Here is a 26,026-nt window from a genome sequence, read left to right on the forward strand (position 1 = left end):
CAAAGCGCTATTGACAGCAGCGCCTCAACTAGCCAAGTGAAGCACCGTTTTTCAGCAAAATTCCCAGGATCACCACGTGGCCAAGTCCGATCTCGGAACCAAACGCATTTGCCCGACGACGGGCAAGAAGTTCTACGACCTGAACAAGAGTCCGGTGATCTCGCCCTACACCGGCGAAGTCGTGCCGATCGCGCCAGTTGCCCCGCCGCGAGGCCGTGCCGCTGCTGCCGCGGCGGCGCCGACAGCCGCAGCCGACACGCCGGAGCCGGCGGAAGCCGAGGAATTGGTCTCGCTCGAGGAGGCCGATGCCGAGGAGAACACCGGCAAGGTCAAGGCCGTGGTTCCCGAATCCGAGGACGACATCGAGGCCGATGAGACCATCGACGACGATGATGACGACGATTCGACCTTCATCGCCGACGAGGAAGAGGGCGATGAGGACGTGACCGACATCATTGGTGACGTCGGAGGCGACGAAGAGACTTGAGATCGTCGCCGATCTGTGGTGAAGGGTGCTGCCTCACGAGTCGCCTAGGGCTCGGGGGCCGGGCAGGATCGAAGGGTCGCGCCTAAACTGAAAGACTTTAAGGGGCCATAGCTCAGCTGGGAGAGCGCTTGCATGGCATGCAAGAGGTCGGCGGTTCGATCCCGCCTGGCTCCACCAGCCTTCGCTGGCTTCGCCAGCTTCGGCTCGGCAAGCCCTCTCGTAGCGAAGGCTGCCGCGGCGTAGCCCGAAGGGCGAAGCCGGGCTCTCGCCCCCTACTCCTCCAGCACTGCATTCAGCCGGTCGCGCAGCGCGACGATCTCGTCCTTCATCGCCAGCAATTCGCCGACCGAGCAGGCCGACGCCGCCAGGATCGACTGCGGCACGGCCTTGGCCTTGTCGCGCAGCGCGTGGCCCTGCGGTGTCAGCGCGATCAGCACCTGGCGTTCGTCCACGGTGCTGCGGGTTCGCTTGATCAAATCCGCCGCCTCGAGCCGCTTCAGGAGCGGCGTCAGGGTGCCGGAGTCCAGAAACAGCCGCTCACCGATGTCCTTGAGCGGAACGCCGTCGCGCTCCCACAGCGTCAGCATCACCAGATATTGCGGATAGGTCAGACCGAGCCGGTCGAGCAGCGGCTTGTAGACGCGGTTGAACGCATGCGCGGTCGAATAGACCGCGAAGCAGATTTGGTTGTCGAGCCGCAGCGCCTGGTCCGCCGCGGTTTGTTTCCTGACCATGGGAGATCCCGTCAAAACCTGTCACATTCCAAATTCATTCTGGGCCGGCGCGAGCCGGGATTCAATTGCGAACAATTAAATGTGAGGCCATCTGTTTTATATTGTACACAATCTAATTGCGTGCAATACATGATCTATCGAAACCAAGCCCAAGGGAGACCACCATGTCTGTGAACGTGCTCTACAAGACCAGCGCCAAGGCCACCGGCGGCCGTGACGGCCATGCAGCGACCCTCGATGGCGCGCTCGACGTCAAGCTCACCACTCCGAAGGAGCTCGGTGGCGGCGGCGGCGCCGGCAACAATCCCGAGCAGCTGTTCGCGGCCGGCTACGCCGCCTGCTTCATCGGTGCCATGAAATTCGTCGCCTCGCAGGGCGGCCCCAAGGTTCCCGCCGACGCCGCGGTGACCTCGACCGTCGGCATCGGCCCGCGCGCGGCCGGCGGCTTTGGCCTGACCGTCGACCTCGCCGTCTCCCTGCCCGGCCTTCCCCACGCCGAGGCCGAGGCCCTGGTCGAGAAGGCCCACCAGGTGTGCCCCTACTCCAACGCGACCCGCGGCAATATCGACGTCAAGCTGACCGTCGTCTAAGTCCCGGCCGATCCGGGAAATCCATCACACGGAATGGCCCGCCCTCACGGCGGGCCATTTGCGTTGCGGCGGCATGTGCCCGTGCGCGCCAGGCCATTGCTGGCGCCGGCGAAGCCCGTTAGCTCTGGGACCCCTAATTGACGATCCCATCTGAGCGAAGGTTGCTTCCATGAATACCCCAGCGGCTTCGGGCGCGATGACCGGACTGCGCGTGATCGATCTGACGCGCGTGCTCGGCGGCCCCTACTGCACCCAGATCCTGGCCGACCACGGCGCCGACGTGATCAAGGTCGAACCGCCCGCCGGCGATGAAGTCCGCGACTGGGGCCCTCCCTTCCACGAGGAGGACGCGGCCTATTTCGTCGGCATCAACCGCAACAAGCGCTCGATCGGCCTCGATCTCGCCTCCGAGGGCGGCCGCGCCGTGCTGATGAAGATGCTCGAGACCGCCGACGTGCTGATCGAGAATTTCAAGCCGGGTACCCTCGACAAATGGGGCATCGGCAACGACGTACTGCGCGCCAAATTTCCGCGCCTCGTGCATTGCCGCATCTCCGGCTTCGGCGCCGACGGCCCGCGCGGCGGCAATCCGGGCTATGACGCCATCATCCAGGCGATGACGGGCATGATCGCCGCGACCGGCTCGCCCGAGAGCGGACCGATGCGGATCGGCGTGCCGCTGGTCGACATCACCACCGGGCTCTATGCGGCGATCGGCATCCTGATGGCGCTGTCGGAGCGGCAGCGCTCGGGTCTCGGCCAATTCCTCGAGACCACGCTGTATGAGACCGGCCTTGCGATCATGCATCCGCACACCGCGAACTATTTCATGCATGGCAAGCCGCCGTCGCTGACCGGCAACGAGCATCCCAACCTCGTGCCTTACGCGATCTTCCCGACCAGGACCGACAACATCTTCATCGGCGTCGGCAATGACGGCACCTTCCGCAAGCTCGCCAGGGAGATCGGCAAGCCCGAGCTCGGCACTGATCCGCGCTTTGCCCGCAACAAGGACCGCATCGCCAACCGCGACGCGCTGCGCGCCGAGTTGGCCGCCGTGTTCAGCCAGCACGAGGCCGAGCCGCTGTGCAATCGCCTGCTCGCCGCGGGCCTGCCGGCAGGGCCGGTGCAGAAGATCGACCAGGCGCTGACCAACCCGCACACCATCCATCGCGGCGACGTCATTGAAAAGGATTGGTACAAGGGCGTCGCCTCGCCGATCCGGCTCGAGCGCACCAAGCCGAGCCTGCGCCGCACGCCACCGAAATTCAGCCAGCACTCCGCGGAAGTGCTCGGCGAGTTCGGCTACTCCAGGGACGAGATCAACGCCCTGGTCGACAAGGGCGTGGTCTGCCCCACGCGCAAGCGCTGATCGCACCTCTGATGCGGCGCAGCGTCACCCCTGACGTTGCGCCGCACGCGCGCGGCTGCAAGCTCCACCTTTTTTACCGCTTCCCACCGGCCTCGCTTCCCCCCTACGATCGGCTGGCTTATACGGTCATTTGAACGTCATCCGGCGCTGCTAGGCGCAACGGCTTATCGATGACGGTCCCAAGGGAGGAATTTTTGATGGGTTTTCGGCAATTTGGCGCTGCCGCGGCAGTCGCGGTCACACTGGCATTCGGCGCCTCGCCCGCGCTGGCCGTCACGGAAATCCAGTGGTGGCATGCGATGACCGGCGCCAATAACGACGTCATCGTCAAGCTCGCCAACGATTTCAATGCCGCGCAGAGCGATTACAAGGTCGTCCCGACCTACAAGGGCAGCTATCCCGATACGATGAACGCCGGCATTGCCGCGTTTCGCGCCGGCAGCGCGCCGCACATCATGCAGGTGTTCGAGGTCGGCACCGCGACCATGATGGCCGCTACCGGCGCCGTCAAACCGGTCTACAAGCTGATGGCCGACGCCGGCGAGAAGTTCGATCCCGGCAATTATCTGCCCGCGATCACTGGCTATTACTCGACCTCGAAGGGCGAGATGCTGTCGTTCCCCTTCAACTCGTCGTCGACCGTGATGTGGATCAATCTCGACGCGCTGAAGAAGGCCAATATCGCGGAAATTCCGAAGACCTGGCCCGAAGTGTTCGACGATGCCAAGAAGCTGAAGGCGTCCGGCTACACCACCTGCGGCTTCTCCGGATCCTGGGTCACCTGGGTCAATCTCGAGCAGCTCTCCGCCTGGCACAACGTGCCGCTCGCCAGCAAGGCGAACGGTCTCGACGGCTTCGACACAGTGCTCGAATTCAACGGCCCGCTGCAGGTCAAGCATCTCGAGAACCTGATCGAGCTGCAAAAGGACAAGACCTACGACTACGCCGGCCGCACCAACACCGGCGAGGGCCGCTTCACTTCCGGTGAATGCCCGATCTACCTGACCTCGTCGTCCTTCTTCGGCAACGTCAAGGCGCAGGCCAAGTTCAACTTCACCGCGGCGCCGATGCCCATTTATCCCGACGTCAAGGGCGCGCCGCAGAACTCGATCATCGGCGGCGCCTCGCTCTGGGTGATGGGCGGCAAGTCGGCCGAGGAATACAAGGGCGTGGCGAAATTCCTGACCTTCCTGTCGGACACCGACCGTCAGGTCTGGATCCACAAGGCCTCGGGCTATCTGCCGATCACCAAGGCCGCCTATGCCAAGGCCAAGGAAGAGGGCTTCTACAAGGACCAGCCCTATCTCGAGACCCCGCTGCTCGAGCTGACCAACAAGGAGCCGACCGAGAATTCCCGCGGTCTGCGCCTCGGCAACATGGTGCAGCTGCGTGATATGTGGTCGGAGGAAATCGAGCAGGCGCTGGCTGGCAAGAAGACCGCCAAACAGGCGCTGGATGCCGCCGTCGAACGCGGCAACCAGATGCTGCGACAGTTTGAAAAGACCGCCGTCCACTGAGACGGCACTCTAGATTCTTCTCTTGACGCGTTTTCTTCACGCGAACCGGTATCCACTTCGCTCGAAAACGCTCTAGACCGGCAACCCGGCAGGCCGCATCATGCGGCCTGCCATTTTCAGGACATCATGGAAAAGCAGTCGGTTTTTCAGTCAAAGCTGTTGCCCTACGCGCTGGTTGCCCCGCAGCTCGCAATCGTCCTGATATTCTTCTACTGGCCGGCCGTGCAGGCCGTGATCCAGTCGTTCCTGCTGCAGGACGCATTCGGTCTTTCCACGACCTTCGTCTGGTTCGAGAACTATCTCGAACTGTTCAAGGACGCAGCCTATTTCGAAGCGATCGTTAGAACGTTCGCGTTCTCGTTTGCGATCGCCTTCTCGTCGCTGTCCTTTGCGCTGCTGCTCGCGGTCATGGCCGACAAGCCGCTGCGCGGCGTCACGCTCTACCGTACGCTCTTGATCTGGCCCTATGCGGTGGCGCCGCCGGTCGTCGGCGTGCTCTTCATCTTCATGCTGCATCCCTCGCTCGGCGTGCTCTCGCGCTATCTGCGCGCGCTCGGCGTCGACTGGAATCCGCTGCTCAACGGCGACCAGGCGGCGCTGCTAATCATCCTCGCCGCCGCCTGGAAGCAGATCTCCTATAATTTCCTGTTCTTCCTCGCCGGCCTGCAGGCGATTCCGAAAAGCGTGTTCGAGGCCGCCGCGATCGACGGCGCCCGTCCGATGCGGCGGTTCTGGACCGTGACCTTCCCGTTGCTGTCACCGACCATCTTCTTCCTCCTTGTCATCAACATCGTCTACGCCTTCTTCGAGACCTTCGGTATCATCGACACGATGACCCGCGGCGGTCCCGGAAAATCAACTGAGACGCTGGTGTACAAGGTCTATTCCGACGGCCTGCTTGGCGGCAATCTCGGCTCCTCGGCCGCGCAGTCGGTCATCCTGATGGTCATCGTCATCGTGCTGACGGGAATCCAGTTCCGCTTCGTCGAACGCAAGGTGACCTACTGATGGTCGAGGAAGAAGGCATTCGCCGCTACGTCGCTCACATCATCCTGTGGATCGGCATCGCGATCGTCGCGTTCCCGGTCTATATCGCCATCATCGCCTCCACCCAGGACAACGCGGCGATCGCCAACGGCCAGATGTCGCTGTTGCCGGGCGGCCATTTCTTCGAGACCTACTACCAAACGCTGTTCGTGGGCACGAGCGGTTCGACCCGCGAGCCGGTCCTCAACATGATGCTGAATTCGCTGATCATGGCGATGATGATCGCGGTCGGAAAGATCGCGATCTCGATCATCTCGGCCTACGGAATCGTCTATTTCCGCTTCCCGTTCCGGATGCCTATCTTCTGGATCATCTTCATCACCTTGATGCTGCCGGTCGAGGTCCGTATCTATCCGACCTACAAGATCGTCGCCGACCTGCATCTGCTCGACAGCTACGCCGGCCTGTCGCTGCCGCTGATCGCCTCCGCCACCGCAACGCTTCTGTTCCGGCAGTTCTTCATGACGGTGCCGGACGAGTTGCTGGAGGCGTCGCGGATCGACGGCGCGGGCCCGTTCCGCTTCTTCTGGGATACGCTGCTGCCGCTGTCGCGCACCAACATGGCGGCGCTGTTCGTGATCCTGTTCATCCTGGGCTGGAATCAGTATCTCTGGCCGCTTTTGATCACCACCCGCGACGACATGCAGACCATCCAGGTCGGCATCCGCAAGATGATCACCACGACCGACGCGCTGACCGAATGGCCCGTGGTGATGGCGACCGCTTTGCTCGCGATGCTGCCGCCGATCTTCGTCGTCGTCGCGATGCAGAAATTGTTCGTGCGCGGATTGGTCGAGACGGAAAAGTAATTCCAAGAGAGAGTTCATGGCAAACGTCACGCTGCGCAACGTCCGCAAGACCTATCCCGGCGGCTTCGAAGCCATCAAGGGCGTCAACGTCGATGTCGGCGACGGCCAATTCTGCGTGCTGGTTGGCCCCTCCGGCTGCGGCAAGTCCACGCTCTTGCGCATGGTCGCAGGCCTTGAAACTATTTCCAGCGGCGAGATCGATATCGGCGGCCGCATCGTCAACCAGATCGAGCCCGCCGATCGCGACATCGCAATGGTGTTCCAGAATTACGCGCTCTATCCGCATATGAGCGTCTACAACAACATGGCCTACGGCCTGCGCAACCGCGGCATGGCGGAGGCCGAGGTCAAGACCCGGGTCGAGGAGGCCGCGCGCGTCCTCGAGCTGGCGCCGATGCTGGAGCGCAAGCCGCGACAGCTCTCCGGCGGCCAACGCCAGCGCGTCGCGATGGGCCGCGCCATCGTGCGGCAACCAAAAGTGTTCCTGTTCGACGAGCCGCTGTCGAACCTCGACGCCAAGCTGCGCATCGCGATGCGGGTCGAGATCCGGAAACTGCAACGCCGCCTCAACACCACGTCGATCTACGTCACCCACGACCAGCTGGAGGCGATGACACTCGCCGACATCCTCGTGGTCATGAACGGCGGCCAGGTCGAGCAGATCGGCAACCCGCTCGACATCTACCAGAAGCCGGCGACCACCTTCGTCGCCTCCTTCATCGGCGCACCGCCGATGAATTTGATGCCGCTCGGCTCGGACGAGCTGAAATCCCAGATCGCCGGCCCCGATGGCGCCGGCATCCTCGGGATCCGGCCGGAGGATTTTGTCCTCTCCAGCGAGACCGTATCCGGCGGCGTCGCGCTCGACCTGACGGTCGAGGCGATCGAACATGTCGGCGCCGAGACCTTCGTCTATGGCAGCCGCCAACGCGCGGAACAGGGGGTTGCCGCCAACCCGGGCGAACTGCCGCCCGGCGAGGTCATCGTCCGGGTTCCCGGCGCCACCGGACCCGCCATCGGCGAACGGATCCGGGCGCTTGCCCCCCGCGACAAATTGCACCTGTTCACGGCTGACGGCCGGAAACGGGTCGGCTGAGAGTCCCGCACGTGGTCATTCCGGGGCACCCGCGAGCGGGAACTCCCCTTGATTCCGGGTCAGGCGTTCGGCCGGCCGGCCTGCCATGACGGAAAAGCAATGTTCAAGAGCAATTAAGCCTGATTCCTGAGATGCTTGAACCCTGTCCAAATCACCCCCATATTGACGATTGACCGGAGGCCAAACGGGCCCGCCGGTTGCATGGGGTGCCGCAAGGGCCCCTCAAAGTCGCTTCGAGAGGACTTTGTAATGTCTCGTGTTCCATCGTTGTCCAGTCCGTTCCTTCTAGGGTTCGACGAAATCGAGCGTGCGCTCGATCGGGTCGTGAAGGGCGCTGACGGCTATCCTCCCTACAACATCGAACGGTGTGACCGGTCCAACGGTGCACCCGAACGCCTGCGCATCACGCTGGCGGTGGCCGGGTTTACCCGCGACCAACTCGATGTGACCATTGAGGAAAACCAGCTCGTCATCCGCGGCCGCCAGCAGGACGACAAGGCCCGGCAATACATCCATCGCGGCATCGCCGCGCGCCACTTCCAGCGCACCTTCGTGCTGGCGGAGGGGATGCATGTGCTGGGTGCGGATCTGAAGAACGGGCTGTTGTCGATCGACCTCGCCAGGCCAGAACCTGAACGGGTCGTTAAGACAATCGCTATCAATGAGCACGAATAATAGAAACCAGGAGCGGACTCGACCGCTTATCTGACTGAGGAGTCGAGACCATGAGTGACATGAGCACCACCACCATCGAATCCGACAGCGTCACGCCGGAAGCACTGGCCCATCTGGGCGAGGGTCATATCGCGTACGTGAAGCAGGTCCGTTCCGAGGATGTGCCGGGACTGTTTCCCGAGGCACCCAAGATTGCGCCGGGCCTCAAGCTGTTTGCGCTTCACGCCGCCGACGGCACCCCGATCATGCTGACCGACAGCCGCGAAGCCGCCGTCGCGAACGCCTGGAGCAACGAGCTACAGGCCGTCAGCGTCCACTGAGCGCCGGCTGACAGTTCATCCGCGAGTTCAAATGCGCGGGCATGCCTCGACACCGGTCGATGCGGCCCGCGCATTTTTTGTGGGTGACCTGCGACGCGACAGAGCATGATGCGATCTGCTTCGCGATTAGCCCAAACCGACACGCGTCCTCAGGTCCGGCCTCTCGGCGAGCACCTGGACCAGCCAGGACACACATCGTTCGGCGGTATCCAGGGCATCAGTTGCTGAAGCGTAGCTAACGCCCGAATAATACTGGACGGGCGTCCATTGCCCGGCATCTTCGATGTCCCGCCTGAATTCCTCGAATCCGTAGCTGCCATCCGATCTGGAAAACATATCCACGCATCTGTCGTGCTCGGCATTTTCGATGCTGACGAAGACGGTCCATGACTTGTCGATGCGCTTCGACATGAAGCTCTCTATCTTGGCCTTGTCGAAATGAGCCCGGGTCACTCCGGAATTCCGCCCTCCGATCGATCTCAAACGGAGTTCTCTCCGGCGATAGCGCGGTCGAGGGCGTCGATCAGCGTTTGAAGCTCGACGAACTTGTTGCGTGCTCGCTCGGCCTTTTCACGATCAAACGGAGCCGCCAGCACTTTCGCATGCGCGTCCCTGTCCTCGATCATGCGGCCACGGGCTTTCTTCAGTGTTTCAAGCCGCTCGTTCACCCGGGATCCTCCGCAATAGCTTGTCGCTCGCAACCTGGAGCATGATGACACGTCGAGGATAAGTCATCATGTCTTAACGACTCAATCGAAGGCAGCCGGGAGATCGCCCTTCCGGAAGAACACCGTAGGCTCATCGTCATAATCGCCAAACTCGGGATCGCCGGTGGACGAGAACGCGACGACGGCGAGCTTGCTCAAAGCCAGTCTCTCCGCCGTTCGCAGGGCTCCACTTGCCGACTTGCAGACGATTGGAGAGTCGGGCTTCAGATATCCGCCCTTGCCGGCATTGAATGCCTGCACGACGTAGGTTGTTTCGCGGGCCATCGTGGCTCCTATGACCTGTCGGGAAACGCGGTTGACGCCAACGACTGCCCGGCCGCGCTCAGCGGCTCATCGAGTCCATGAGCGCGGAAATCTTGATTGTTGCGAAACTGGAGTAGGTGTCCGACACGGCATAAGGCAAAACGATCAGGTCATTGTGCCTCATCGCACCGCAGGTATAGACGACGTTGGGAACGTATCCTTCGCGCTCGGATGGTTCGGGCCGCAACAGCGGCTCGCTCGAACGCGCCAGCACTTTCGATGGGTCCCGCTTGTCGAGCAGCGCCGCCCCGATCGAGTATTTGCGGACCGGACCAACGCCGTGCGTCAGCAGCAGCCAGCCTTCATCAAGCTCGATCGGCGACCCGCAATTGCCGATCTGGACGAACTCCCAGGGAAATTGCGGCTTCAGAATCGGCTGACCGTCCTCCCACGAGTAGAGGTCGTCCGAATAGATCAGATACAAGTTCTCGTTGTCCTGTCGTGCGATCATGGCATACTTGCCGTCGATCTTGCGCGGGAACAGCGCCATTCCCTTGTTGCGTGCTGCGGCCCCCCGCAAAGGCGACAGTCGAAACGACATGAAATCGCTGGTCTCGATCAACTCAGAACGGATCGCCCGTCCGCTGTAGGCCGTGTAGGTCGCGTAGTAGATCTTCCGATCGCCATCGACAAATTCAACAAAGCGTACATCTTCGATGCCGTTGGACTGGGATTCGGTCACTGGAAAGATCACGCGTTCGCTGAGATCTTCCTCAGGCTTGAAGATCAATTCGACGGACTCGCCGTCCGGCCCGGAGATGCGATTGGAAATCCGGGGAACCGAGGCGAGGCGAGCCGTCGGATCAACCGTCAGGCTGCCATCGGCCGCGATTGCTCCGGTTCGAAACGTCAGTGACGACACATGTCCTTCGCCGATCGCACGCAGGCTGATGATGACGCGCGTGCCGCCCTTCGGCGCATCAGATTGGTCGGGATGCGGCACGATGCTGGGATTGAACAAGGCGGAGGCTTCGAACGAATACTCGCTGAGAAAATAAGCGCCCACCAGCTGACGCTGGGTCTTCGAGAACAGGCCGTGGGTCGCAAGAGCGTCTTCCATCTCATCCGCGCGGGCTTCGAAGGTCTCCAACAAATTCCGATGTCGACCCAGGAAATTATCCAGGACATCGGCGAGCTGAGCGGCGACGGCCTCCGAATCGAGTGCGAGAACCCGGTCGACGATATGATTTGCGCGCATCTTGTCGGTCGGATTCAAATCGCGCGGTTCAGTCGTCGGCTTGAATGGCCGCACGATGACCCGCGCGGGATCGGGGCGCAAATGAAGCGCCTGCCGGTTCAGGAAGGTTGCTTGTGACACGGTATCCTCGGCTTGCTGGAATAGGGGGTGAAGTTCAGGCGCCCACGGCGCGCAAGGCAGCGGGCTTTGTCAGGCTGGTACTAACGCGCGCAAGCTGACGCATCTCCGCGAGTCCGAGGAGATAGCAAACAACCGACTCGCCTCCGCGGTTTTCATTGGCGCGATCGGGGTGCAATCCATCGCGGCAACTTCCGGTGTTCGGATCGACCAGCGCCACGGACAGATCGTTGCTGCCGAGAAACCAGCCGAAGGCGCGCGCTGCCATGGCCTTCCATTCGGAATCGCCGTTCGCGCGCCACGCCGCCAGGCAGGCAGCGATCGTCGCCGTCGCTTCGACGGGTTGCTGATCGAAGGCACGGGGATGTTGCCGCTGCTCGCCGAAGCCGGCGGTGCCGACCGGCCGGAAATGACCTGCCGGTGTCGTTTGTTGCGTCATGAGCCAGCGCAGAGACCGCAATCCGGCATCGAGGTACTTTGGCGTTTTCGTCGCCATGCCTGCAAGCATCAAGGCCTGCGGCAGTCGCGCATTGTCGTAAGCGAGCCCATCCTCAAACCACACCCAGTCCGGCGTCTCGACCGACGCCAGACAGGACATCAACCTGTCGGCGAGAGAGTGCCGGACTTCCCTGGCGTGGAGATCGTCCAGAGCGACGACGCAATAAGCGTCCAGACCCAGAAGTGCGAAAGCCCACGCTCGGGGCGAACGGAAGCTCTCCACGGTCGGCAATGCCTCGGCGAACAAGGCCGTGGCCCAGCGGCGCCGCGATGGACTTGCATCACTGCGCGCAGCCTCCCCTAAGGCCCATAGCGTTCGCCCGTGACTGTCTTCGGAGCCCCGGTCTTCAAGCCAGGTTCGATTGAAGCCCATGAAGTTGCGAAAATGCCTGGTGTCAGGGTTCCAAGCATGCTGCACGAAAGCCGCAAAGCGAGTCGTCAAGACATCCGGCAGCGGCTGTTCACCTGGATTGTTCAGCGCGCAGGCCAGCAGCAAGGCGCGAGCATTGTCGTCGACGCAATAGCCGTGCGCGCGGTCGGGCACCGAATGGACCGCATGCTGGTACAGCCCGGTATCGTCGCACATCGACAGGAAATGGCCGATCTGCATATCCGGCGGCGCGGGAGCGCGTGGTTCCGGCGCGCCCATGTCGGAGCGCGCGAAGATCTTGGGCCGGTTCGCTTGCCGTGCATTCTCGAAGACGGACATGTAGCGCTCGGCGGTGCGCTCCCACGTCATCGTTCGGCTCGCCGCATAGGCGCGCCTGGACATCGCCTGCCGGCGAGCGTCGTCGGTAAGCAATTTTGCGATTTCGCTGCCGATCGCCGAAGCGTCGCCAAAAGGCACCAGAACGCCGCATCCGTCAGCCAGCAGCTCGCGTGCATGCCAGTAGGGCGTCGAAACCACCGGCTTCCCCAGTCCGAAGCTGTAGGCCAGGGTTCCCGACGTCATCTGCGCCTCGTTGAGATAGGGCGTGACATAGACGTCGCACATCGAGATGAATTCGAGCAGCGTGGCCAGATCGACGAACCGGTCAAGGAACTCGACATGGCCCTCTATTCCAAGCTCACGCACCCGCGCCTTCAGGCCATCGCGATAGGCCTCGCCCTGGTTTCGAACCAAATTAGGGTGCGTTGCGCCGAGCACGACGTACACCGCATCCGCGCAGCGTTTCAGAATCGACGGCATGGCGTCGATCATGACTTCGATGCCCTTGTTCGGCGATAACAGGCCGAATGTCAGGATGACCGAATTTCGCTCGAAGCCGAGCCTGGCCTTCGCTGCATCAGGCTCGACAAAGGCGACGTCGGGAATGCCGTGGGCGATGACCTCGATCTTATCGTCGGGTACCTGGTAGACATCGCGCAACAGCTCGCGGCCCTTGTTGGCCATCACCACGACCTTCGACGACGCATCGACGATGCGCTCCATGACCGTACGTTGCCTGACCGTCGGATCGGCCAGCACGGTATGGAACGTCGTCACGACAGGCATGGTGAGGCGCGACAACAGCACGAGGATATGGGCGCCGGCTTCACCGCCGAAAATCCCGAATTCATGCTGCAGGCACACGGTGTCGAACTGGCCGGCATTGAGGAAATCTGCGGCGCGCGTGTATTCTTCGATATTGCCGTCTCTGATCTGAAAAGCGACCGCAGGGGGATAATCATAGGCTTGGCCGCGATCGGTCATCGCAACGATGCAAGTCTCAAGATCCGGGCGCGAAACCGATAGCGCGTTACGGAGATCGGTCGTGAAGGTTGCAATTCCGCATCGACGAGGCAACGAGTTGCCGATAATGGCGATACGGCGGAGCGGCGTCATGCGGGCGATCTGTACCGAGGCATGCTCGATGGTCATGAATTGTCCTGACGTGTAACGTGCACGCCAACGCGACATGCCGTTGGTCGGTTCCATTCGGAGGATCTGGCGTGGCTAAGACGTCGCGCTTCGCGACAGGCGCTGCCGCAACGATTCGACGACGTCATCTCATCAAGTGGCTACTCGGGTACCCGATAGCAACCTTTGCGCAGGGCGGTACCCTCTCCGTCTCCCGCTTCCGCGCAGACCTCAACAACCGCGACAGATATTCTTGAGCTTCGCCGCGATCCGGGCGTCTTCTGCGATCAACGGATCATTGTATGCGGCACGCGGCGCGCTGTTATTGGCCGCTGGTGGCTCCTTCGGCTTCGGAGGATACGCAACGTCGTAACAGGCGAGACGCGGGCCCGTGCCTTCGATCGTGCGACAGTTCGGTTCTGCGGCGAGCGCGTCTTGCGCGAATGTACCGAGCGCGAATGCGACGACAAGCGTATTCATGTCGGCCAGACGAAATCGCGGCACGCACGCTCCTCCTCTTTGGCGGGAGCGTTTCGTTACCCTCAGTCACCGATCGAAGCCGTGGGAAGGACGGTGATGGAGCGACATTACGCTTACGCTCGGCGAATAGCGAGCTTTAAACGCAGTGCGATATCGAATGCGATTTCGGCGTAACGGACCTGGTTTTCGTTTTCACGCGTTTTCTTTACGCGAACCGATATCCACTCCGGCCGAAAACGCTCTAACCGCTCAAAAGGGCGGCGAGCCGCGCGCGGATGTCCGGCTTCAGCACCTTGCCGACCTTGGAGCGCGGAAGGTCGTCCCAGACCTCGATCTGCTTCGGCGCCTTGACGCTGCCGATCCGCTGCTTGACGAAGCCGGCGAGCTCCGTCGCATCGATGCTGTGACCGGCGCGGGGTTGCACCACGGCGACGATCCGTTCGCCCCATTTATCGTCGGGCAGACCGATCACGGCGCAATCCTGTACCGACTGATGGGCGCGCAGCGCATTCTCGACCTCGATCGAATAGACGTTGAAGCCGCCGGTGATGATCATGTCCTTGGCGCGGTCGACAATGAAGAGATAGCCGTCCTCGTCGAGGTAGCCGATGTCGCCGGTGTGGTGCCAACCATGTGTCGAGGCCTCGGCCGTGGCTTCGGGGTTTTTGTAATAGCCGTCCATCACCAGCGAGCCGCGCACCACGATCTCGCCGCGCTCACCCGTCGGCATCAGATGGCCATCGCCATTGATGATGCCGGCCTGGACCAGCGGGCTGATCCGCCCGGCCGAGGCGAGGCGCTCGATCGCGATCGTGCCGTCGGGGTGATAATGCTCGTCGGGCGCCATGGTCGAGATCATCATCGGCGCTTCGGTCTGGCCAAACAGCTGCGCCATCGGCCCGATCCGTCGCAGCGCCTCCGCAAGCCGCGTCGCCGAAATCGGCGCCGCGCCGTACCAGAAGCATTGCAAGGAGGTGAGATCAGCCGAATCGAGCTTCGGATGGTCGAGCAGCATGTAGATTACCGTCGGCGGCAGGAAGGTGTGCGTGACGCTGTAACGCGCGATCAGCGTGAGGAACTCGCCGATGTCGGGGTGATGCATGATCACGATGCGGCCGCCGCGCGTCATGATCGGGAAACACAGCACACCGGCAGCGTGGGTCAGGGGCGCCAGCGCGAGATAGACCGGGCGGCCCTTGAATGGATAGCCGATCAGCGTCAGCGCGGTCATCGTCTCGATGTTGCGGCCGGACAACATCACGCCCTTGGGCTTGCCGGTGGTGCCCCCGGTGCCCGGGATCATCGCGAGATCGTCGACCGGCGCGCGCTGATAGTGATCGTTGGCGAGGCCGTTGAGCCAACTTTCGAACGATGGCGCGAACGGCAGCTCGGCATCGAGGCAGACCAGCGCGCGCAGCTTCGGCAGGTCGGACCGCACCGCCTCGACCATGGCGGCGAAGCTGGAATGAAACAGCAGCAGGCTGCAATCGAACGCATCGAGGATGAATTTGTTCTCGGCCGCCTCATTGCGCGGATTGATCGGGCACCACACAGCAGCAGCGCGCGAGATGCCGAACACGCAGGCAAAGGCGATCGGATCGTTGCCGGAGAGGATCGCGATTTTCTCGCCGGGCGCAACGCCCGAACGGTCGAGCCCGCGCGCGATCCGGTAGCTCAGCTGCTGGACTTCGCGATAGCTGAGGTCGCGGCCATCCATCGTCAGGCATGGCGCATCGGCGCCGAGCGAGGCGCCTTTGTCGAGATAGTCGATGAAGCGCATGATCAATCCCCGCGGGACGGAAGCAGGTGGCGCGTGTGATCGCGCCGCCCGCTTTGATGCTTCAGTCGTGCACGGTCAGGATCGGCTTGCTGACCAGGCCGAAGCTGCGCAACTGCCCGAGCAGCTCATGATGGCCGAACGCCTGGCAGCCGGAGGCGAAGCCCACGCGCTTGGGCGGCTGCTGCAGCAGGTGTGCCGCGGCATAGGCCTGCAGCAGGCCGGTCTGCTTGTAGTTGCTGTTGCCGTAGATGATGCAGTGCGCGCGCCCCAGCGGGCCGGAGGCATGCACCGAATCCATCGACTTGTTGACGCGCGGATTCTCGCGCGGCGGCATGCTGTTCATCACGCCGGCGGCGGTCTGCGCCAACGCGGCGTAGCGTTCGTCAGGCTTCATGTCCTTGGTCGCATCCAGCGCGGCAGCGACGATCTGCGGCACGGCCTGCATCAGCCCGCGGTTGAAGACGCCGCCCAGCACCTTCACGTTGGCCACGCGCGGATCGCGCTTGAACCACACCGGGTGCGAGGTGCCGCCCCAGGGCAGCGCCAGAGCCAGCTCGTGCTGGCCGGGGATGGCGAGGCTGTAGAGGCCGGCATCGGGCTGATGCTCGACATACTTGTTCTGCTCCAGGTAGTAGGCCTTGGCCATCGCGGCGTTGACCAGGATGGTCGCCGTCGAGGCGATGGTCGGGCTGCCGCCCCAGAACACGGCGATGTCAAGCGTGTCGAGGCCGGGCGTTTCCAGGCACAGCTGGGCTGCGATCTCGCCGGTGGTGTACATCTGCGCGATGCCCGGCGCCAGCAGGAGGCCGGCATTTGCGAATTTCGCGCCCCACTCCTGTTCGAGCGTGATCAGCCAGTCCTGCTCGCCGGTGGTGTCGGTGTAGTGGCATCTGGAAGCCCAACAGGCCTGCACCACCTCGCCGCCGAACTTGGCGAAGGGGCCCACTGTGTTGAGTACCACGGAGGCGCCGTTGAACAATTCGGTCAGCGCGGCCACGGTGTGCGGCACCTCAACAACCTCGTAGTCCGCGGTCTCGATGCCGGCCACGTTCGCCTTCATTGCGCCGTTGAGCTTCTCGGCGCTGCGGCCGGCGGCGATGAAGGGGATGTTGTACTCGCGCAGATATTCGCAGACCAGGCGGCCGGTGTAGCCGGAAGCGCCATAGACGATGACGGGCTTCTTGTCGCTCATTGCGATCCTCCAGAATGATTGTTGTCGCGTTGGTTGTTTAGATGCCCAGCTACATACCCATGCCGCCGTCGACCGGCAGTCCGATGCCGGTGATGAAGCGCGCCTCGTTCGAGCAGAGGAACACTGCGGCGTCGCCGATATCGGTGACCTCGGCGAGCCGGCCAAGCGGTGTCTGCTCGACGACGGAGCCCACCGCCGCGTTGATGTCGGCCGCGAGCCCGACCTGAACGATGTCGTTGGCGAGCTGCATGCCCATGTCGGTCGGAATCAGACCCGGATAGATGCAGTTGACGCGCACGCCGAAGCCGAGCTTGCCAGCTTCCATCGCCGCGACCCGGGTCATGCGATCGACCGCGGATTTGGTGCCCGAATAGACTGCGATGCTCGGGAAGGCGATGGTTGCCGCGACCGAGGAGATGTTGACGACGGCGCCGCCCTTGCCTGCCGGCCCGCCCGGCCGCATCGCGCGCAGTGCGTGTTTCATGCCGAGCACGGTGCCGACGATGTTGACGTTGCACATCCGCAGCGCGTCCTCCGCCTTGACCTCGCTGACCAGCGAGGTGATCTCGATGCCGGCGTTGTTGATCAGGATGTCGAAGCCGCCGAGCGTTGCGACCGTCGCGGCCACGGCCCTTTCCCATTGCGCGTCGTCGGTGACGTCGAGCTTGACGAAGCCGGTCTTCACGCCGGTTTTCGCGATTTCGCCGGCTGTGGTCTTGCCGACATCGTCGAGAATGTCGCCGATCATGACCGCCGCGCCAGCCTTTGCCAGCGCCTGCGCGATGGCCGCGCCGATACCCCGGGCGCCGCCGGTGATCAGGGCTGTCCTGCCTTCAAGACTCTTTCCGCTCATGACGTAGTCCTCCCTTTGCTGGTTGTTGATTGGTGCTGTGGTGATTGGCGGCATGTGCCGGCGGGCTGACGTGATCGCAGCCGAGCGCGGTGTCGGCGGAGCGCAGCATTGGCGCTTCCCGCGACGGATTTCCTCCCTGTTTTCGACGTCTTGACGACTGTCCAAATTATTGAACCAAACCTCGTCCAGAAGCTTGACACTTGTCAAGCGCGAATTTGACAAGTGTCCAAGAGAATGGTTGTGAGAGGATGGAGCGCGCCGCACTTGGCGCGGTATAAGTCGTTGCAAGAACGGCCGAGAGGGAATGCATTAGATGGCGCGGCAAGCGACGCGAGTGGCTCAACGGGTGGCGGTGGCGACCGAAGTGCTGCGCGATGAAAAATTCAACGCGCGACGGATCGAGCTTGCTGAAGCCGCGCTGGAAACGCTCGGGGAGCTCGGCTTCGCACGCACCAGCCTGCGCGAGATCGCGCAGAACTCGGCGTTCACGCACGGCGTGTTTCATTATTACTTCAGCGACAAGCTCGACCTGATCTGCTGCTGCGTCCGCCACTACAAGGCCAAATGCGTGACGCGGTATGACGAGGTGGTGACGTCAGCGCAGAGCCGCGACGAATTGACCGAAGGCTTCCTCGCCAAGCTCGCGGCAACCTTGCAGGACGAAGCCCGCATGCACCGTCTCTGGTACGATCTGCGCTCGCAGGCGATGTTCGAGGCCGCGTTCCGCAAGGACGTGCTCGAGATCGACAAGAGCCTGGAGGCAATGATCTGGCGGATCGCCTCGCGCTATGCCGAACTGGGCGGCACACGGCCCGCGTCATCTCCGGCCGCGCTCTATGCATTGTTCGACGGCCTGTTCCAGAGCGCGCTGCTCAAGCACCTCGCCAATGACGACCGCGCGATTCCCGAACTGCTCGACGAAGTGCGGCGCCTGCTGCCGACGATCTGCTGAGCATTGCAACCTGCAACGAGCGACCGTGCTGTGTGTGCTACCCCCAAAGGCACAGCGGCTCTGGGTGCGCGCTATCTCAAGGATTCCCTGAGAACGAGCAACGCCGCCTTGAGCGGCGGCAGATCGTCCTTCACTGCCTTCCAGATGATCGTGGCATCAACGCGCTGGTAGTCGTGGCGCAGAATATTGCCAATGCCGGCAATGTCCATCCAGCGGACATCCTTATGTTGCGCTTTCAGATCGCCGCTGAGATGGCGGCTCGCTTCCAAAATGATTTCTATTCCGCGCTCGACTGCGGAACGCAGCAGCCATGAGCGCTCGTAGTCGCGGATTGTCTTGCCTACAAGCGCCTTATCGATCCCACGAATTGCTTCGAGCATATCGTGGATGCGCAGCAACGGCGTTCGCGCGATCATTCAGAAAACCCGCGTCGCCTCGGCCTCGATCTGCTTGCGTAGCAGCGGATGGAGCCCCTTGCGGGTGGTCAGATCGACCGGAACACCCAGGTTTTCCTCGAGCATTCGCTTGGCCGCGACCAGATCCAGGACGTTGAAACGTCCGCGAGGATCATAGTCGACGAAAAGATCGAGATCGCTCTTCGCCGTGGCCTTGTTGCGAGCCGTTGAACCGAACAGGTAAAGCGAGGTGGCTCCGAGCGCCTTGATGGCGTCGGCCTGTCCGCGCAACCTTCTGAGTGCTTCGGTTCTCGTCATACCGCTGTTCTATCACGGCCGGCGCAATGCGAGCAAAAGGCCGTTAAGCTGGACCTGCGAGAGCTACGCCGCGCTCGCCGGCGGCAGCGCCAGCACCGAGTAGATCGCCTGCGCGTCGCGGGAGGCGCGCAGCTTCTTGGCGACGTCCTGGTCGCGCAGCAGGCGGGCGATCCGTGCCAGCGCCTTGAGGTGGTCGGCGCCGGCGCCTTCGGGCGCCAGCAACAGGAAGATCAGGTCGACCGGCTGGCCGTCCATGGCTTCGAAATCGATCGGGCGCTCGAGGCGAGCAAACAGCCCGAACAGCTTTTCGAGCTTGGGCAGCTTGCCGTGCGGAATCGCGACGCCGTAGCCGACGGCGGTGGTGCCGAGCTTCTCGCGCTGCAGCAGCACCTCGAAAACGGCGCGCTCATTCTGCCCGGTCAGGCTAGATGCGCGCGCGGCAAGTTCCTGCAGCGCCTGCTTCTTGCTGATGACTTTCAAAGTCGGGAGAATCGCCTCGGGTGCGACCAGATCGGTAATCGGCATGGGACGTTCCGAGGTGAATGAAACCGTCAGGTTGCGAAATAGGCGTTACAGCGGTGGTGTCAAGAATGTGTGGTGGGAGATGGCCTTAGCCCGGGTCCCGGTTGGCAGGGCTTCTACTCCAACGCATTGGCAGTGCCAACACCTGCAAATCCCACCTGCAAACCCTGTTCCACCCCTTATCCCTTGGGGCGGCGGACCATAAGCAGGGCTGGCTTCCGCCGTCAATGCCATGCGTCATATATCTCAGGGGTTAACCGCCGGGGGGTCGACCCAGCCGACATTGCCGTCGGTGCGGCGGTAGATGATGTTCACCCGGCCGCTGCCGCCGTGCTGGAAAACCAGGCAGGCGGCGCCGCTCAGGTCGAGCTCCATGACGGCTTCGCTGACCGACAGCCGCTTCAGCGCGGTGGTCGCCTCGGCAATGATCACCGGGCTGTACTCGGTGACCTCGTCGTCGCTCTCGGGCGCCTCGATGACATAGCTCGGCGCGTCGAGCTCGACCCCGTTCAGTTCGGCGAACGCGGTGGCGGCAGCATAGGTCTTGCGGGCCGAGCGGTCCTTCAACCGGCTCTTGTAGCGGCGCAGGCGCTTTTCGATCATCAACAGCGCCGCGTCGGCGCTGGCATAGGCGTCGGCCGCGTTGGATTCCGCTTCCAGCGAGATGCCGGAATCCAGATGCAGCGCGCAATCGGTCCGGAAGCCGAAGCCGTCCTTGCTCAGCGTGATGTGACCGGAATAGTTGCCATCAAAATACTTTCGCAGGACCTCGTCGGTGCGGTCGCCGACGCGCGCGCGAAGCGCTTCGCCGATGCTGATGCTCTTTCCCGAGATTCGAAGGGTCATTTGATGCCTCGATTGCTGGATGCCTCGATCACTCGCTTGCTGGAGCATGATGCTTTCGGAATGCGACGACCTGCCTTTCTGGATCACGCTGCAAGGAGAACAAGGGGAGTTGAGAGTATCGCGATTTGACGCGAACGCAACGAGCCGATGATCCGGATCGGATCATGCTCAAAAAGTAACCTAAACTGCAGCCGTATCGCGCGACCGGTCCGGAGCGGAGGCAGGGGCCGAAAGGGCATTACCGAGCATGCTCTGTTTGTCACGGCGGCGCTGCACCGAGGACGGTATCCGCATCGCTTCGCGGTACTTCGCGACGGTGCGGCGGGCAATATCAATGCCGGACACCCGCAAACGTTCCACGATCGTGTCGTCGGACAGGATCGCCACCGGCGCTTCGCCGTCGATCAGCTGCTTGATGTGGTGCCGCACCGCTTCCGCCGAATGCGCTTCGCCGCCGTCGGCGGATGCGATCGACGCGGTGAAAAAATACTTCAATTCAAAACTGCCGCGATTGGTCGCCATGTACTTGTTGGCGGTGACGCGCGACACCGTCGATTCATGCATCTGGATCGCGTCAGCGACCGCCTTCAGATTGAGCGGCCGCAGATGCGCGACGCCGTGGGTGAAGAAGCCATCCTGCTGGCGAACGATTTCGGTCGCGACCTTCAGGATGGTGCGGGCACGCTGGTCGAGCGCGCGCACCAGCCAGGTCGCGTTCTGCAGGCAATCGGTGAAGTACGATTTGTCACCGTCCTTGCGGATCGTCTTCGACAGCTCAGTGTAATAGGTCTGGTTGACCAGCACGCGCGGCAGAGTGTCGCTGTTGAGTTCGACATGCCAGCCGCCGTCGGGACCCGGACGCACATAGACGTCGGGCACCATGGTTTGCGTCTTCGCGGCGCCGAACTTCAGGCCGGGCTTCGGATTGAGCCGGCGGATCTCCGCGATCATGTCAGTGATGTCGTCGTCATCGACGCCGCAGAGCTTTCGCAGACTGGCGATGTCGCGCTTGGCGAGCAGGTCGAGATGCTCGACCAGCGCCTGCATCGCGGGATCATAGCGGTTGAGCTCGCGCAGCTGGATCGCGAGGCACTCGCTCAGGTTTCGCGCGCAGACGCCCGGCGGATCGAACTTCTGCAGCGTCGCGACGACCTCGTCGACCGCCTGCTGCGACGCGCCGAGCCGTTCGGCGGCCTGGCCGAGATCGGAAGGCAGGTAACCGGCGTCGTCGACCAGGTCGATCAGATACTGCCCGATCATGCGCTGCGCCGGCGCCGAGAAGGCGACCGCGAGCTGCTCGGCGAGATGGTCGCCCAGCGTCATCTCGGCGGCGACGAAGGCTTCGAGATTGTAATCGTCGTCGCTGGAGGCGCCGCCACCCCATTCGGTGTAGACCGACGGCGGCGCATCCTGCGCGGCGCGCGCGGCGGCTTCGGCGGGCTCTTCGGTGAAGACGTTGTCGAGGCCGGTATCCAGCGTCTGTTCGATCTCGGTGCGGGTCCCGAGGTCGCGGTTCATCCACTCCTCCTGGCCGGGCTCGAAGGCGTCGCCACTGGCACCGCCGGCCAGGTCACCACCGTCATCGCCGTAGCTCGTGGAACCGTCGCCATCGGCGTAGTCGGACCGCTCCATGGCGGGTTCCCCCGCCACCGGCGCCTCGGGGCCGTCAGCCCCCCGGTCGAGCAGCGGATTGCGTTCCAGCTCCTCCTCGACGAAGGCCGACAGATCGAGGTTCGACAGCTGCAGCAGCTTGATCGCCTGCATCAGCTGCGGCGTCATCACCAGCGACTGCGATTGTCGGAACTCTAGTCTCTGTGTCAGTGCCATGGAGGCAAGAACGGTCCCAAAATTGGCTCGATTCTTGCTTATCCTACTCTTCAGCCGATGTACACGGCTTGACGGACCAGAAAGTTGCGCCTAGAGGCGGAATTCCTCGCCAAGGTAAAGGCGACGTACGTCCGGATCATTCACGATCTCATCCGGGCTGCCCTCCGTCAAGATTTCCCCGGCATAGACGATATACGCACGGTCGGTGAGGCCGAGCGTCTCGCGGACATTGTGGTCGGTGATGAGCACGCCGATGCCGCGATTGGTCAAATGGCGCACCAGATCCTGGATGTCGCCGACCGCGATCGGGTCGATGCCGGCGAACGGTTCGTCGAGCAGCATGTAATTGGGGCGCGTCGCCAGCGCGCGGGCAATTTCGACGCGGCGGCGCTCGCCGCCGGACAGCGCGATCGATGGGCTTTTGCGCAGGCGCGTGATGTTGAATTCGTCGAGCAGCGAATCCAGCTCGTGCTCGCGCTTCTTCGCCGAGGTCTCGACGACCTCGAGCACCGCGCGGATGTTCTGCTCGACGGTCAGACCGCGGAAGATCGAAGCTTCCTGCGGCAGATAGCCGATGCCGAGACGGGCGCGCTGGTACATCGGCAGCTTGGTGACGTCATGGCCGTCGAGTTCGATCGCACCGCGATCGGCCTTGATCAGGCCGGTGATCATGTAGAACACGGTGGTCTTGCCGGCGCCGTTGGGCCCGAGCAGGCCGACCGCTTCGCCGCGGCGCACATAGATGCTGACGCCGCGCACGACCTGGCGGCTGCCAAAGCTCTTTTCCACGCTATGCACAGCCAGGTAGCCCGGCTTTTTGATCAGGCGCGGCGCGGTGGCGCCGTTGCTCTTCGCACGCGGCTTGTCGGCGCGGGTCGGCTCAGGTGACGGCTGGGCTCGCAACTCGACGCCGGGAACGGCGGCGGCGCGCGCCATCGGCGGCGCATCACGCACCGGGCTCGCCAGCATGTCGCCGAACGAATCGCCGAGCGCTGTGATGTCGTCGTGCGAGCGCGCAAATCCGGCACTGCGTTTCGCAGGGCGCCGCCGGAACATGCCGAGTAAATCCACCATCCCCGCTTCGCTTTAGCCCTCTTAAGGTGATCCCGCGACCTTGCCTGCGGTCGAATTGATTCGCACGCGCGCCTCGCCAGCATGATCCGGAAAAGTGGATACCGGCTTTCCCCCGACAAACGCGAAACGCATTTGCGCGGCGATCATGCTCAAACAACGGCAAAGCGCGATATCAGCGCTTTGAATGACTGGATGCCCCTTGCTCCGGCTGACGCCACGATCCCCTCAGATGCGCCTCACAGCCGAGCCGCCACAGTAGATACAGGCTCACGGGGCGAGCTTCAACCTCGCGGCTGCGAGATATTATATAACATGCTGATATATATTGGTTTATTTTGATTTCCCAGGATTCGGCGAAGGCAGCGCGGATCCCGCCGCATTGCCACAATCCTGTCCCTGACCGACCAATGCCTGCACCTTGCCGCTGTCGGATTCCACGCGCGAGACGCCGGTGGTCATGTCGACCAGCAGCCGATCGCCGCGCACCACATTCTTGCACTGGGTCAGCACTACGCCGCCGAGCATGGTGATCAAATTGGCCTTGGTATCGAAGATCGCGGTCTCGCCGGTCACAACCTGATCCTTCTGGGTGACGACGACATTGCCCTTCGCCACCAGCCGCTTGATCGACGAGGCACCACCGGGACCGGGGGTCGCCGACTGCATCGGGGCGCCGCCCTTTGCGGCCTTGGTGTCCGCTGGGGGCGCCGACGGCTGGGTGGATTTGTCCTCGTAGAACGCGACCAATGTTTTCGAGATCATGGTGGTGTCGCCCTGCACCACTTTCACATTGCCGGCAAAGGTGGCCTCCTTCTTCTTGTCGCGCATTTCGAGCGAGGCCGCTTCGATCCGGACCGGCTGGTCGCGATTCTGCGCGAAGCCTTGCATGGCGTTCGGCAGGGAGGCTGCGCCCTGCGCACGCGCCTCGTCGAACGCGATCACCGCGAGGACGCAGATGGCGGCGGCAAGAATGCGCAGAAAAGCCTCCTGATCTACTTGGGCTTACTTTGGCTTCCCGGGAGCAGGGACGGGAGCGCCGGGGCAGCACCAGGAGCGCCGGGCGTCCCGCAGCCCTGGTTGGGCTGGCCGGCCTGGTTCTGGATGAACAGCCCCTGCACCTTGCCGCTGTCGGATTCGACCCGCGAGACGCCCGTGGTCATGTCGACCAGCAGGCGGTCGCCGCGCAGCACGTTCTTGCACTGGGTCAGCACCACCTGACCACCGCTGCCGCCGAGCATGGTGATCAGGTTGGTCTTGGTGTCGAAGATCGCGGTCTCGCCGGTGACGACCTGATCCTTCTGGGTGACGACGACATTGCCCTTCGCCTCCAGCCGCTTGATCGACGAAGCGCCGCCGGGACCGGGGGCCGCCGCCGGCATCGGGGCAGCGGCGCCCTTCGCGGCCTTGGCGGGCGCGGCCGGCGCCGCCGGCTGGGTGGATTTGTCCTCGTAGAACACGACCAGGATCTTCGAGGTCATGGTGGTGTCGCCCTGCACCACCTTCACATTGCCGGAGAAGGTCGCTTCCTTCTTCTTGTCGCGCATTTCAAGCGCCGCGGCCTCGATCTGGATCGGCTGGTCGCGGTTCTGCGAAAAGCCCTGCATCGCGTTGGGTACGCCCGTCATCGTCGAGCTCTGCGCGGATGCAGCGCTCGCCGCGATGAGCGCGAGCAGGAAGGCCGCGATGGCCGTGACGCGCGGAGAAAATCTCATCATCAGGATCATTTCGGGTTGGCTGATTTGCGCGTCTTCGGCGCCGGCGGAGGAGGCGGTGCCGGCTCGGCGGCGGGTGGATTGTTGTCGCCGAGCTTATCCAGGTTCATCACGACGTTGCCCTCGAACCGGACCAGCTCGCCGCTGTTATAGATCCGCAATCTGTCTGACGTCAGCGTGCCGTCGAGCAGCTTGACGTCGACATGCTCGTCCGAACTCACGTCACCCTTGTTGATGTCGACCAGCGCCGACGTCAGCTTCGCCTCATAGCCGGTGGACGATTGCAGGAAGATATCCTGGCGAAGGTCGAGCATCTGCTTCTTTTGGTCGAAGAAACCGGTGCGCGCGTCCATGATCACCGTCGACTGATCCTGTTGCGCCACCTTGGCGCGGATGGTTTTCAACTCGAGATGATCGGGATCGGTGACGTCCTGGATCGCGGCCTTGGCCCACATTTCGTAGGGCCGCCCGTCGGCCGAGAAGCCGGCCAGATGCGGCGCTTCCATCGTAATCTTGGTGCCGGAGACCACGAGATTGTCCATCTCGACCGGCAGGTTGGGCATCAAGGCGCGGAACGGATTGACGACCGAGACGAAGACGATCGCCGCCATCGACACCACCACCGCGGCGGGAACGGCGACGCGCAGGATCCGCACCATACGGCTGTGGCGCGCGGCCGCGGCAAAGCGCGCCTCGAGACCGACGACGTCATAGGCTGGATTCTGGACCGAACTCACACATGCT

Annotated in this window: 28 protein-coding genes, 1 tRNA gene and 1 pseudogene; 11 read left to right on the forward strand and 19 right to left on the reverse strand. The window is 62.9% G+C overall.

Going from position 1 to position 26,026, the window contains the following annotated elements; genetic code table 11:
- The first annotated feature begins 76 nt into the window (after nucleotides 1–76).
- Together UP09_RS09665 and UP09_RS09670 are read left to right on the forward strand one after the other, a co-directional pair.
- Nucleotides 77–487 (forward strand): TIGR02300 family protein, encoded by a 411-nt coding sequence (locus UP09_RS09665; RefSeq protein ID WP_044537909.1) that lies wholly within the window; start codon nucleotides 77–79, stop codon nucleotides 485–487.
- A 101-nt stretch (nucleotides 488–588) separates the two neighbouring features.
- Nucleotides 589–664, forward strand: a tRNA-Ala gene (locus tag UP09_RS09670).
- A gap of 95 nt (nucleotides 665–759) precedes the next feature.
- On the opposite strand, the gene UP09_RS09675 is transcribed toward UP09_RS09670, so the two are convergent.
- Nucleotides 760–1,221 carry a MarR family winged helix-turn-helix transcriptional regulator gene (locus tag UP09_RS09675; RefSeq protein WP_044537910.1) on the reverse strand — a complete coding sequence of 154 codons (462 nt, stop codon included), beginning with the start codon at nucleotides 1,219–1,221 and terminating at the stop codon, nucleotides 760–762.
- 164 nt (nucleotides 1,222–1,385) lie between these two features.
- Between UP09_RS09675 and UP09_RS09680 the strand changes: the two genes are divergently transcribed.
- The 8 genes from UP09_RS09680 (at nucleotide 1,386) to UP09_RS09715 (ending at nucleotide 8,647) form a co-directional block, all read left to right on the forward strand.
- Nucleotides 1,386–1,811: an organic hydroperoxide resistance protein gene (locus UP09_RS09680; protein ID WP_044537911.1), complete on the forward strand. Its 426-nt coding sequence runs from the start codon at nucleotides 1,386–1,388 to the stop codon at nucleotides 1,809–1,811.
- 169 nt (nucleotides 1,812–1,980) lie between these two features.
- On the forward strand, nucleotides 1,981–3,183 hold the full coding sequence (locus tag UP09_RS09685) for a CaiB/BaiF CoA transferase family protein (RefSeq protein ID WP_044537912.1): 1,203 nt from the start codon (nucleotides 1,981–1,983) through the stop codon (nucleotides 3,181–3,183).
- Nucleotides 3,184–3,380: 197 nt separating this feature from the next.
- Entirely contained in the window at nucleotides 3,381–4,700 is a 1,320-nt protein-coding gene (gene ugpB / locus UP09_RS09690) for a sn-glycerol-3-phosphate ABC transporter substrate-binding protein UgpB (RefSeq protein WP_044537913.1), read from the forward strand.
- A gap of 126 nt (nucleotides 4,701–4,826) precedes the next feature.
- Nucleotides 4,827–5,708, forward strand: a complete 882-nt coding sequence (gene ugpA / locus UP09_RS09695) for a sn-glycerol-3-phosphate ABC transporter permease UgpA (RefSeq protein WP_044537914.1) — start codon at nucleotides 4,827–4,829, stop codon at nucleotides 5,706–5,708.
- A complete protein-coding gene (ugpE, locus tag UP09_RS09700; RefSeq protein WP_044537915.1) occupies nucleotides 5,708–6,556 on the forward strand; it encodes a sn-glycerol-3-phosphate ABC transporter permease UgpE in 849 nt (282 codons plus the stop codon). The genes ugpA and ugpE overlap by 1 nt, the downstream gene beginning before the upstream one ends.
- A 16-nt stretch (nucleotides 6,557–6,572) precedes the next feature.
- The gene (locus tag UP09_RS09705) at nucleotides 6,573–7,652 is read left to right on the forward strand and encodes a sn-glycerol-3-phosphate import ATP-binding protein UgpC (RefSeq protein ID WP_044537916.1); all 1,080 of its coding nucleotides are present in this window, start codon (nucleotides 6,573–6,575) and stop codon (nucleotides 7,650–7,652) included.
- Between the two features lie 249 nt (nucleotides 7,653–7,901).
- Nucleotides 7,902–8,327: an Hsp20 family protein gene (locus tag UP09_RS09710; RefSeq protein WP_044537917.1), complete on the forward strand. Its 426-nt coding sequence runs from the start codon at nucleotides 7,902–7,904 to the stop codon at nucleotides 8,325–8,327.
- 50 nt (nucleotides 8,328–8,377) lie between these two features.
- On the forward strand, nucleotides 8,378–8,647 hold the full coding sequence (locus UP09_RS09715; protein ID WP_044537918.1) for a BQ00720 family protein: 270 nt from the start codon (nucleotides 8,378–8,380) through the stop codon (nucleotides 8,645–8,647).
- A gap of 126 nt (nucleotides 8,648–8,773) precedes the next feature.
- Here the strand turns inward: UP09_RS09715 and UP09_RS09720 are convergent, their stop codons facing one another.
- From UP09_RS09720 to UP09_RS09760, 8 genes are all read right to left on the reverse strand, one after another.
- A complete protein-coding gene (locus UP09_RS09720) occupies nucleotides 8,774–9,058 on the reverse strand; it encodes a hypothetical protein (RefSeq protein WP_044538014.1) in 285 nt (94 codons plus the stop codon).
- A gap of 68 nt (nucleotides 9,059–9,126) precedes the next feature.
- Complete coding sequence (locus UP09_RS09725) at nucleotides 9,127–9,315, reverse strand: hypothetical protein (RefSeq protein ID WP_044537919.1); 189 nt, start codon at nucleotides 9,313–9,315, stop codon at nucleotides 9,127–9,129.
- Nucleotides 9,316–9,396: 81 nt separating this feature from the next.
- Nucleotides 9,397–9,639 carry a hypothetical protein gene (locus UP09_RS09730; protein WP_044537920.1) on the reverse strand — a complete coding sequence of 81 codons (243 nt, stop codon included), beginning with the start codon at nucleotides 9,637–9,639 and terminating at the stop codon, nucleotides 9,397–9,399.
- Between the two features lie 58 nt (nucleotides 9,640–9,697).
- Entirely contained in the window at nucleotides 9,698–10,996 is a 1,299-nt protein-coding gene (locus UP09_RS09735) for a glycoside hydrolase family 130 protein (RefSeq protein ID WP_044537921.1), read from the reverse strand.
- A gap of 34 nt (nucleotides 10,997–11,030) precedes the next feature.
- Nucleotides 11,031–13,316 (reverse strand): glycosyltransferase family 4 protein, encoded by a 2,286-nt coding sequence (locus UP09_RS09740; RefSeq protein ID WP_044538015.1) that lies wholly within the window; start codon nucleotides 13,314–13,316, stop codon nucleotides 11,031–11,033.
- A gap of 736 nt (nucleotides 13,317–14,052) precedes the next feature.
- Entirely contained in the window at nucleotides 14,053–15,591 is a 1,539-nt protein-coding gene (locus UP09_RS09750) for an AMP-binding protein (RefSeq protein WP_044537923.1), read from the reverse strand.
- A 61-nt stretch (nucleotides 15,592–15,652) separates the two neighbouring features.
- Nucleotides 15,653–16,783, reverse strand: a complete 1,131-nt coding sequence (locus tag UP09_RS09755) for a DUF5938 domain-containing protein (protein WP_044537924.1) — start codon at nucleotides 16,781–16,783, stop codon at nucleotides 15,653–15,655.
- Nucleotides 16,784–16,832: 49 nt separating this feature from the next.
- Nucleotides 16,833–17,636, reverse strand: a complete 804-nt coding sequence (locus UP09_RS09760) for an SDR family NAD(P)-dependent oxidoreductase (RefSeq protein WP_044537925.1) — start codon at nucleotides 17,634–17,636, stop codon at nucleotides 16,833–16,835.
- 313 nt (nucleotides 17,637–17,949) lie between these two features.
- On the opposite strand from UP09_RS09760, the gene UP09_RS09765 reads away from it, so the two are divergent.
- On the forward strand, nucleotides 17,950–18,588 hold the full coding sequence (locus UP09_RS09765; RefSeq protein WP_044537926.1) for a TetR/AcrR family transcriptional regulator: 639 nt from the start codon (nucleotides 17,950–17,952) through the stop codon (nucleotides 18,586–18,588).
- On the opposite strand, the pseudogene UP09_RS38960 reads toward UP09_RS09765, so the two are convergent.
- The 10 genes and pseudogenes from UP09_RS38960 to lptC all read right to left on the reverse strand — a co-directional run.
- Nucleotides 18,535–18,732 (reverse strand): annotated as a pseudogene (locus tag UP09_RS38960) (hypothetical protein); the annotation flags it as partial. The gene UP09_RS09765 and the pseudogene UP09_RS38960 sit on opposite strands and share 54 nt — an antisense overlap.
- Nucleotides 18,660–19,004 carry a HepT-like ribonuclease domain-containing protein gene (locus UP09_RS09770; protein ID WP_044537927.1) on the reverse strand — a complete coding sequence of 115 codons (345 nt, stop codon included), beginning with the start codon at nucleotides 19,002–19,004 and terminating at the stop codon, nucleotides 18,660–18,662. The pseudogene UP09_RS38960 and the gene UP09_RS09770, both read right to left, overlap by 73 nt.
- Nucleotides 19,005–19,301 carry a nucleotidyltransferase family protein gene (locus tag UP09_RS09775; protein WP_044537928.1) on the reverse strand — a complete coding sequence of 99 codons (297 nt, stop codon included), beginning with the start codon at nucleotides 19,299–19,301 and terminating at the stop codon, nucleotides 19,005–19,007.
- Between the two features lie 63 nt (nucleotides 19,302–19,364).
- Nucleotides 19,365–19,826 carry a PTS IIA-like nitrogen regulatory protein PtsN gene (gene ptsN / locus UP09_RS09780; protein ID WP_044537929.1) on the reverse strand — a complete coding sequence of 154 codons (462 nt, stop codon included), beginning with the start codon at nucleotides 19,824–19,826 and terminating at the stop codon, nucleotides 19,365–19,367.
- Between the two features lie 243 nt (nucleotides 19,827–20,069).
- Nucleotides 20,070–20,669 carry a ribosome hibernation-promoting factor, HPF/YfiA family gene (hpf, locus tag UP09_RS09785; RefSeq protein WP_044537930.1) on the reverse strand — a complete coding sequence of 200 codons (600 nt, stop codon included), beginning with the start codon at nucleotides 20,667–20,669 and terminating at the stop codon, nucleotides 20,070–20,072.
- A 180-nt stretch (nucleotides 20,670–20,849) separates the two neighbouring features.
- The gene (gene rpoN, locus UP09_RS09790; RefSeq protein WP_044537931.1) at nucleotides 20,850–22,496 is read right to left on the reverse strand and encodes an RNA polymerase factor sigma-54; all 1,647 of its coding nucleotides are present in this window, start codon (nucleotides 22,494–22,496) and stop codon (nucleotides 20,850–20,852) included.
- Between the two features lie 90 nt (nucleotides 22,497–22,586).
- Nucleotides 22,587–23,570 (reverse strand): LPS export ABC transporter ATP-binding protein, encoded by a 984-nt coding sequence (lptB, locus tag UP09_RS09795; RefSeq protein WP_044537932.1) that lies wholly within the window; start codon nucleotides 23,568–23,570, stop codon nucleotides 22,587–22,589.
- 330 nt (nucleotides 23,571–23,900) lie between these two features.
- Nucleotides 23,901–24,512, reverse strand: a complete 612-nt coding sequence (locus UP09_RS09800) for an LptA/OstA family protein (protein WP_502689036.1) — start codon at nucleotides 24,510–24,512, stop codon at nucleotides 23,901–23,903.
- A gap of 50 nt (nucleotides 24,513–24,562) precedes the next feature.
- Nucleotides 24,563–25,294 carry an LptA/OstA family protein gene (locus UP09_RS09805; protein ID WP_044537934.1) on the reverse strand — a complete coding sequence of 244 codons (732 nt, stop codon included), beginning with the start codon at nucleotides 25,292–25,294 and terminating at the stop codon, nucleotides 24,563–24,565.
- Nucleotides 25,291–26,019 (reverse strand): LPS export ABC transporter periplasmic protein LptC, encoded by a 729-nt coding sequence (gene lptC, locus UP09_RS09810; RefSeq protein WP_044537935.1) that lies wholly within the window; start codon nucleotides 26,017–26,019, stop codon nucleotides 25,291–25,293. The genes UP09_RS09805 and lptC overlap by 4 nt, the downstream gene beginning before the upstream one ends.
- Nucleotides 26,020–26,026: the final 7 nt, after the last annotated feature.

This window comes from Bradyrhizobium sp. LTSP885, from assembly GCF_000938305.1.
Taxonomy (GTDB): domain Bacteria; phylum Pseudomonadota; class Alphaproteobacteria; order Rhizobiales; family Xanthobacteraceae; genus Bradyrhizobium.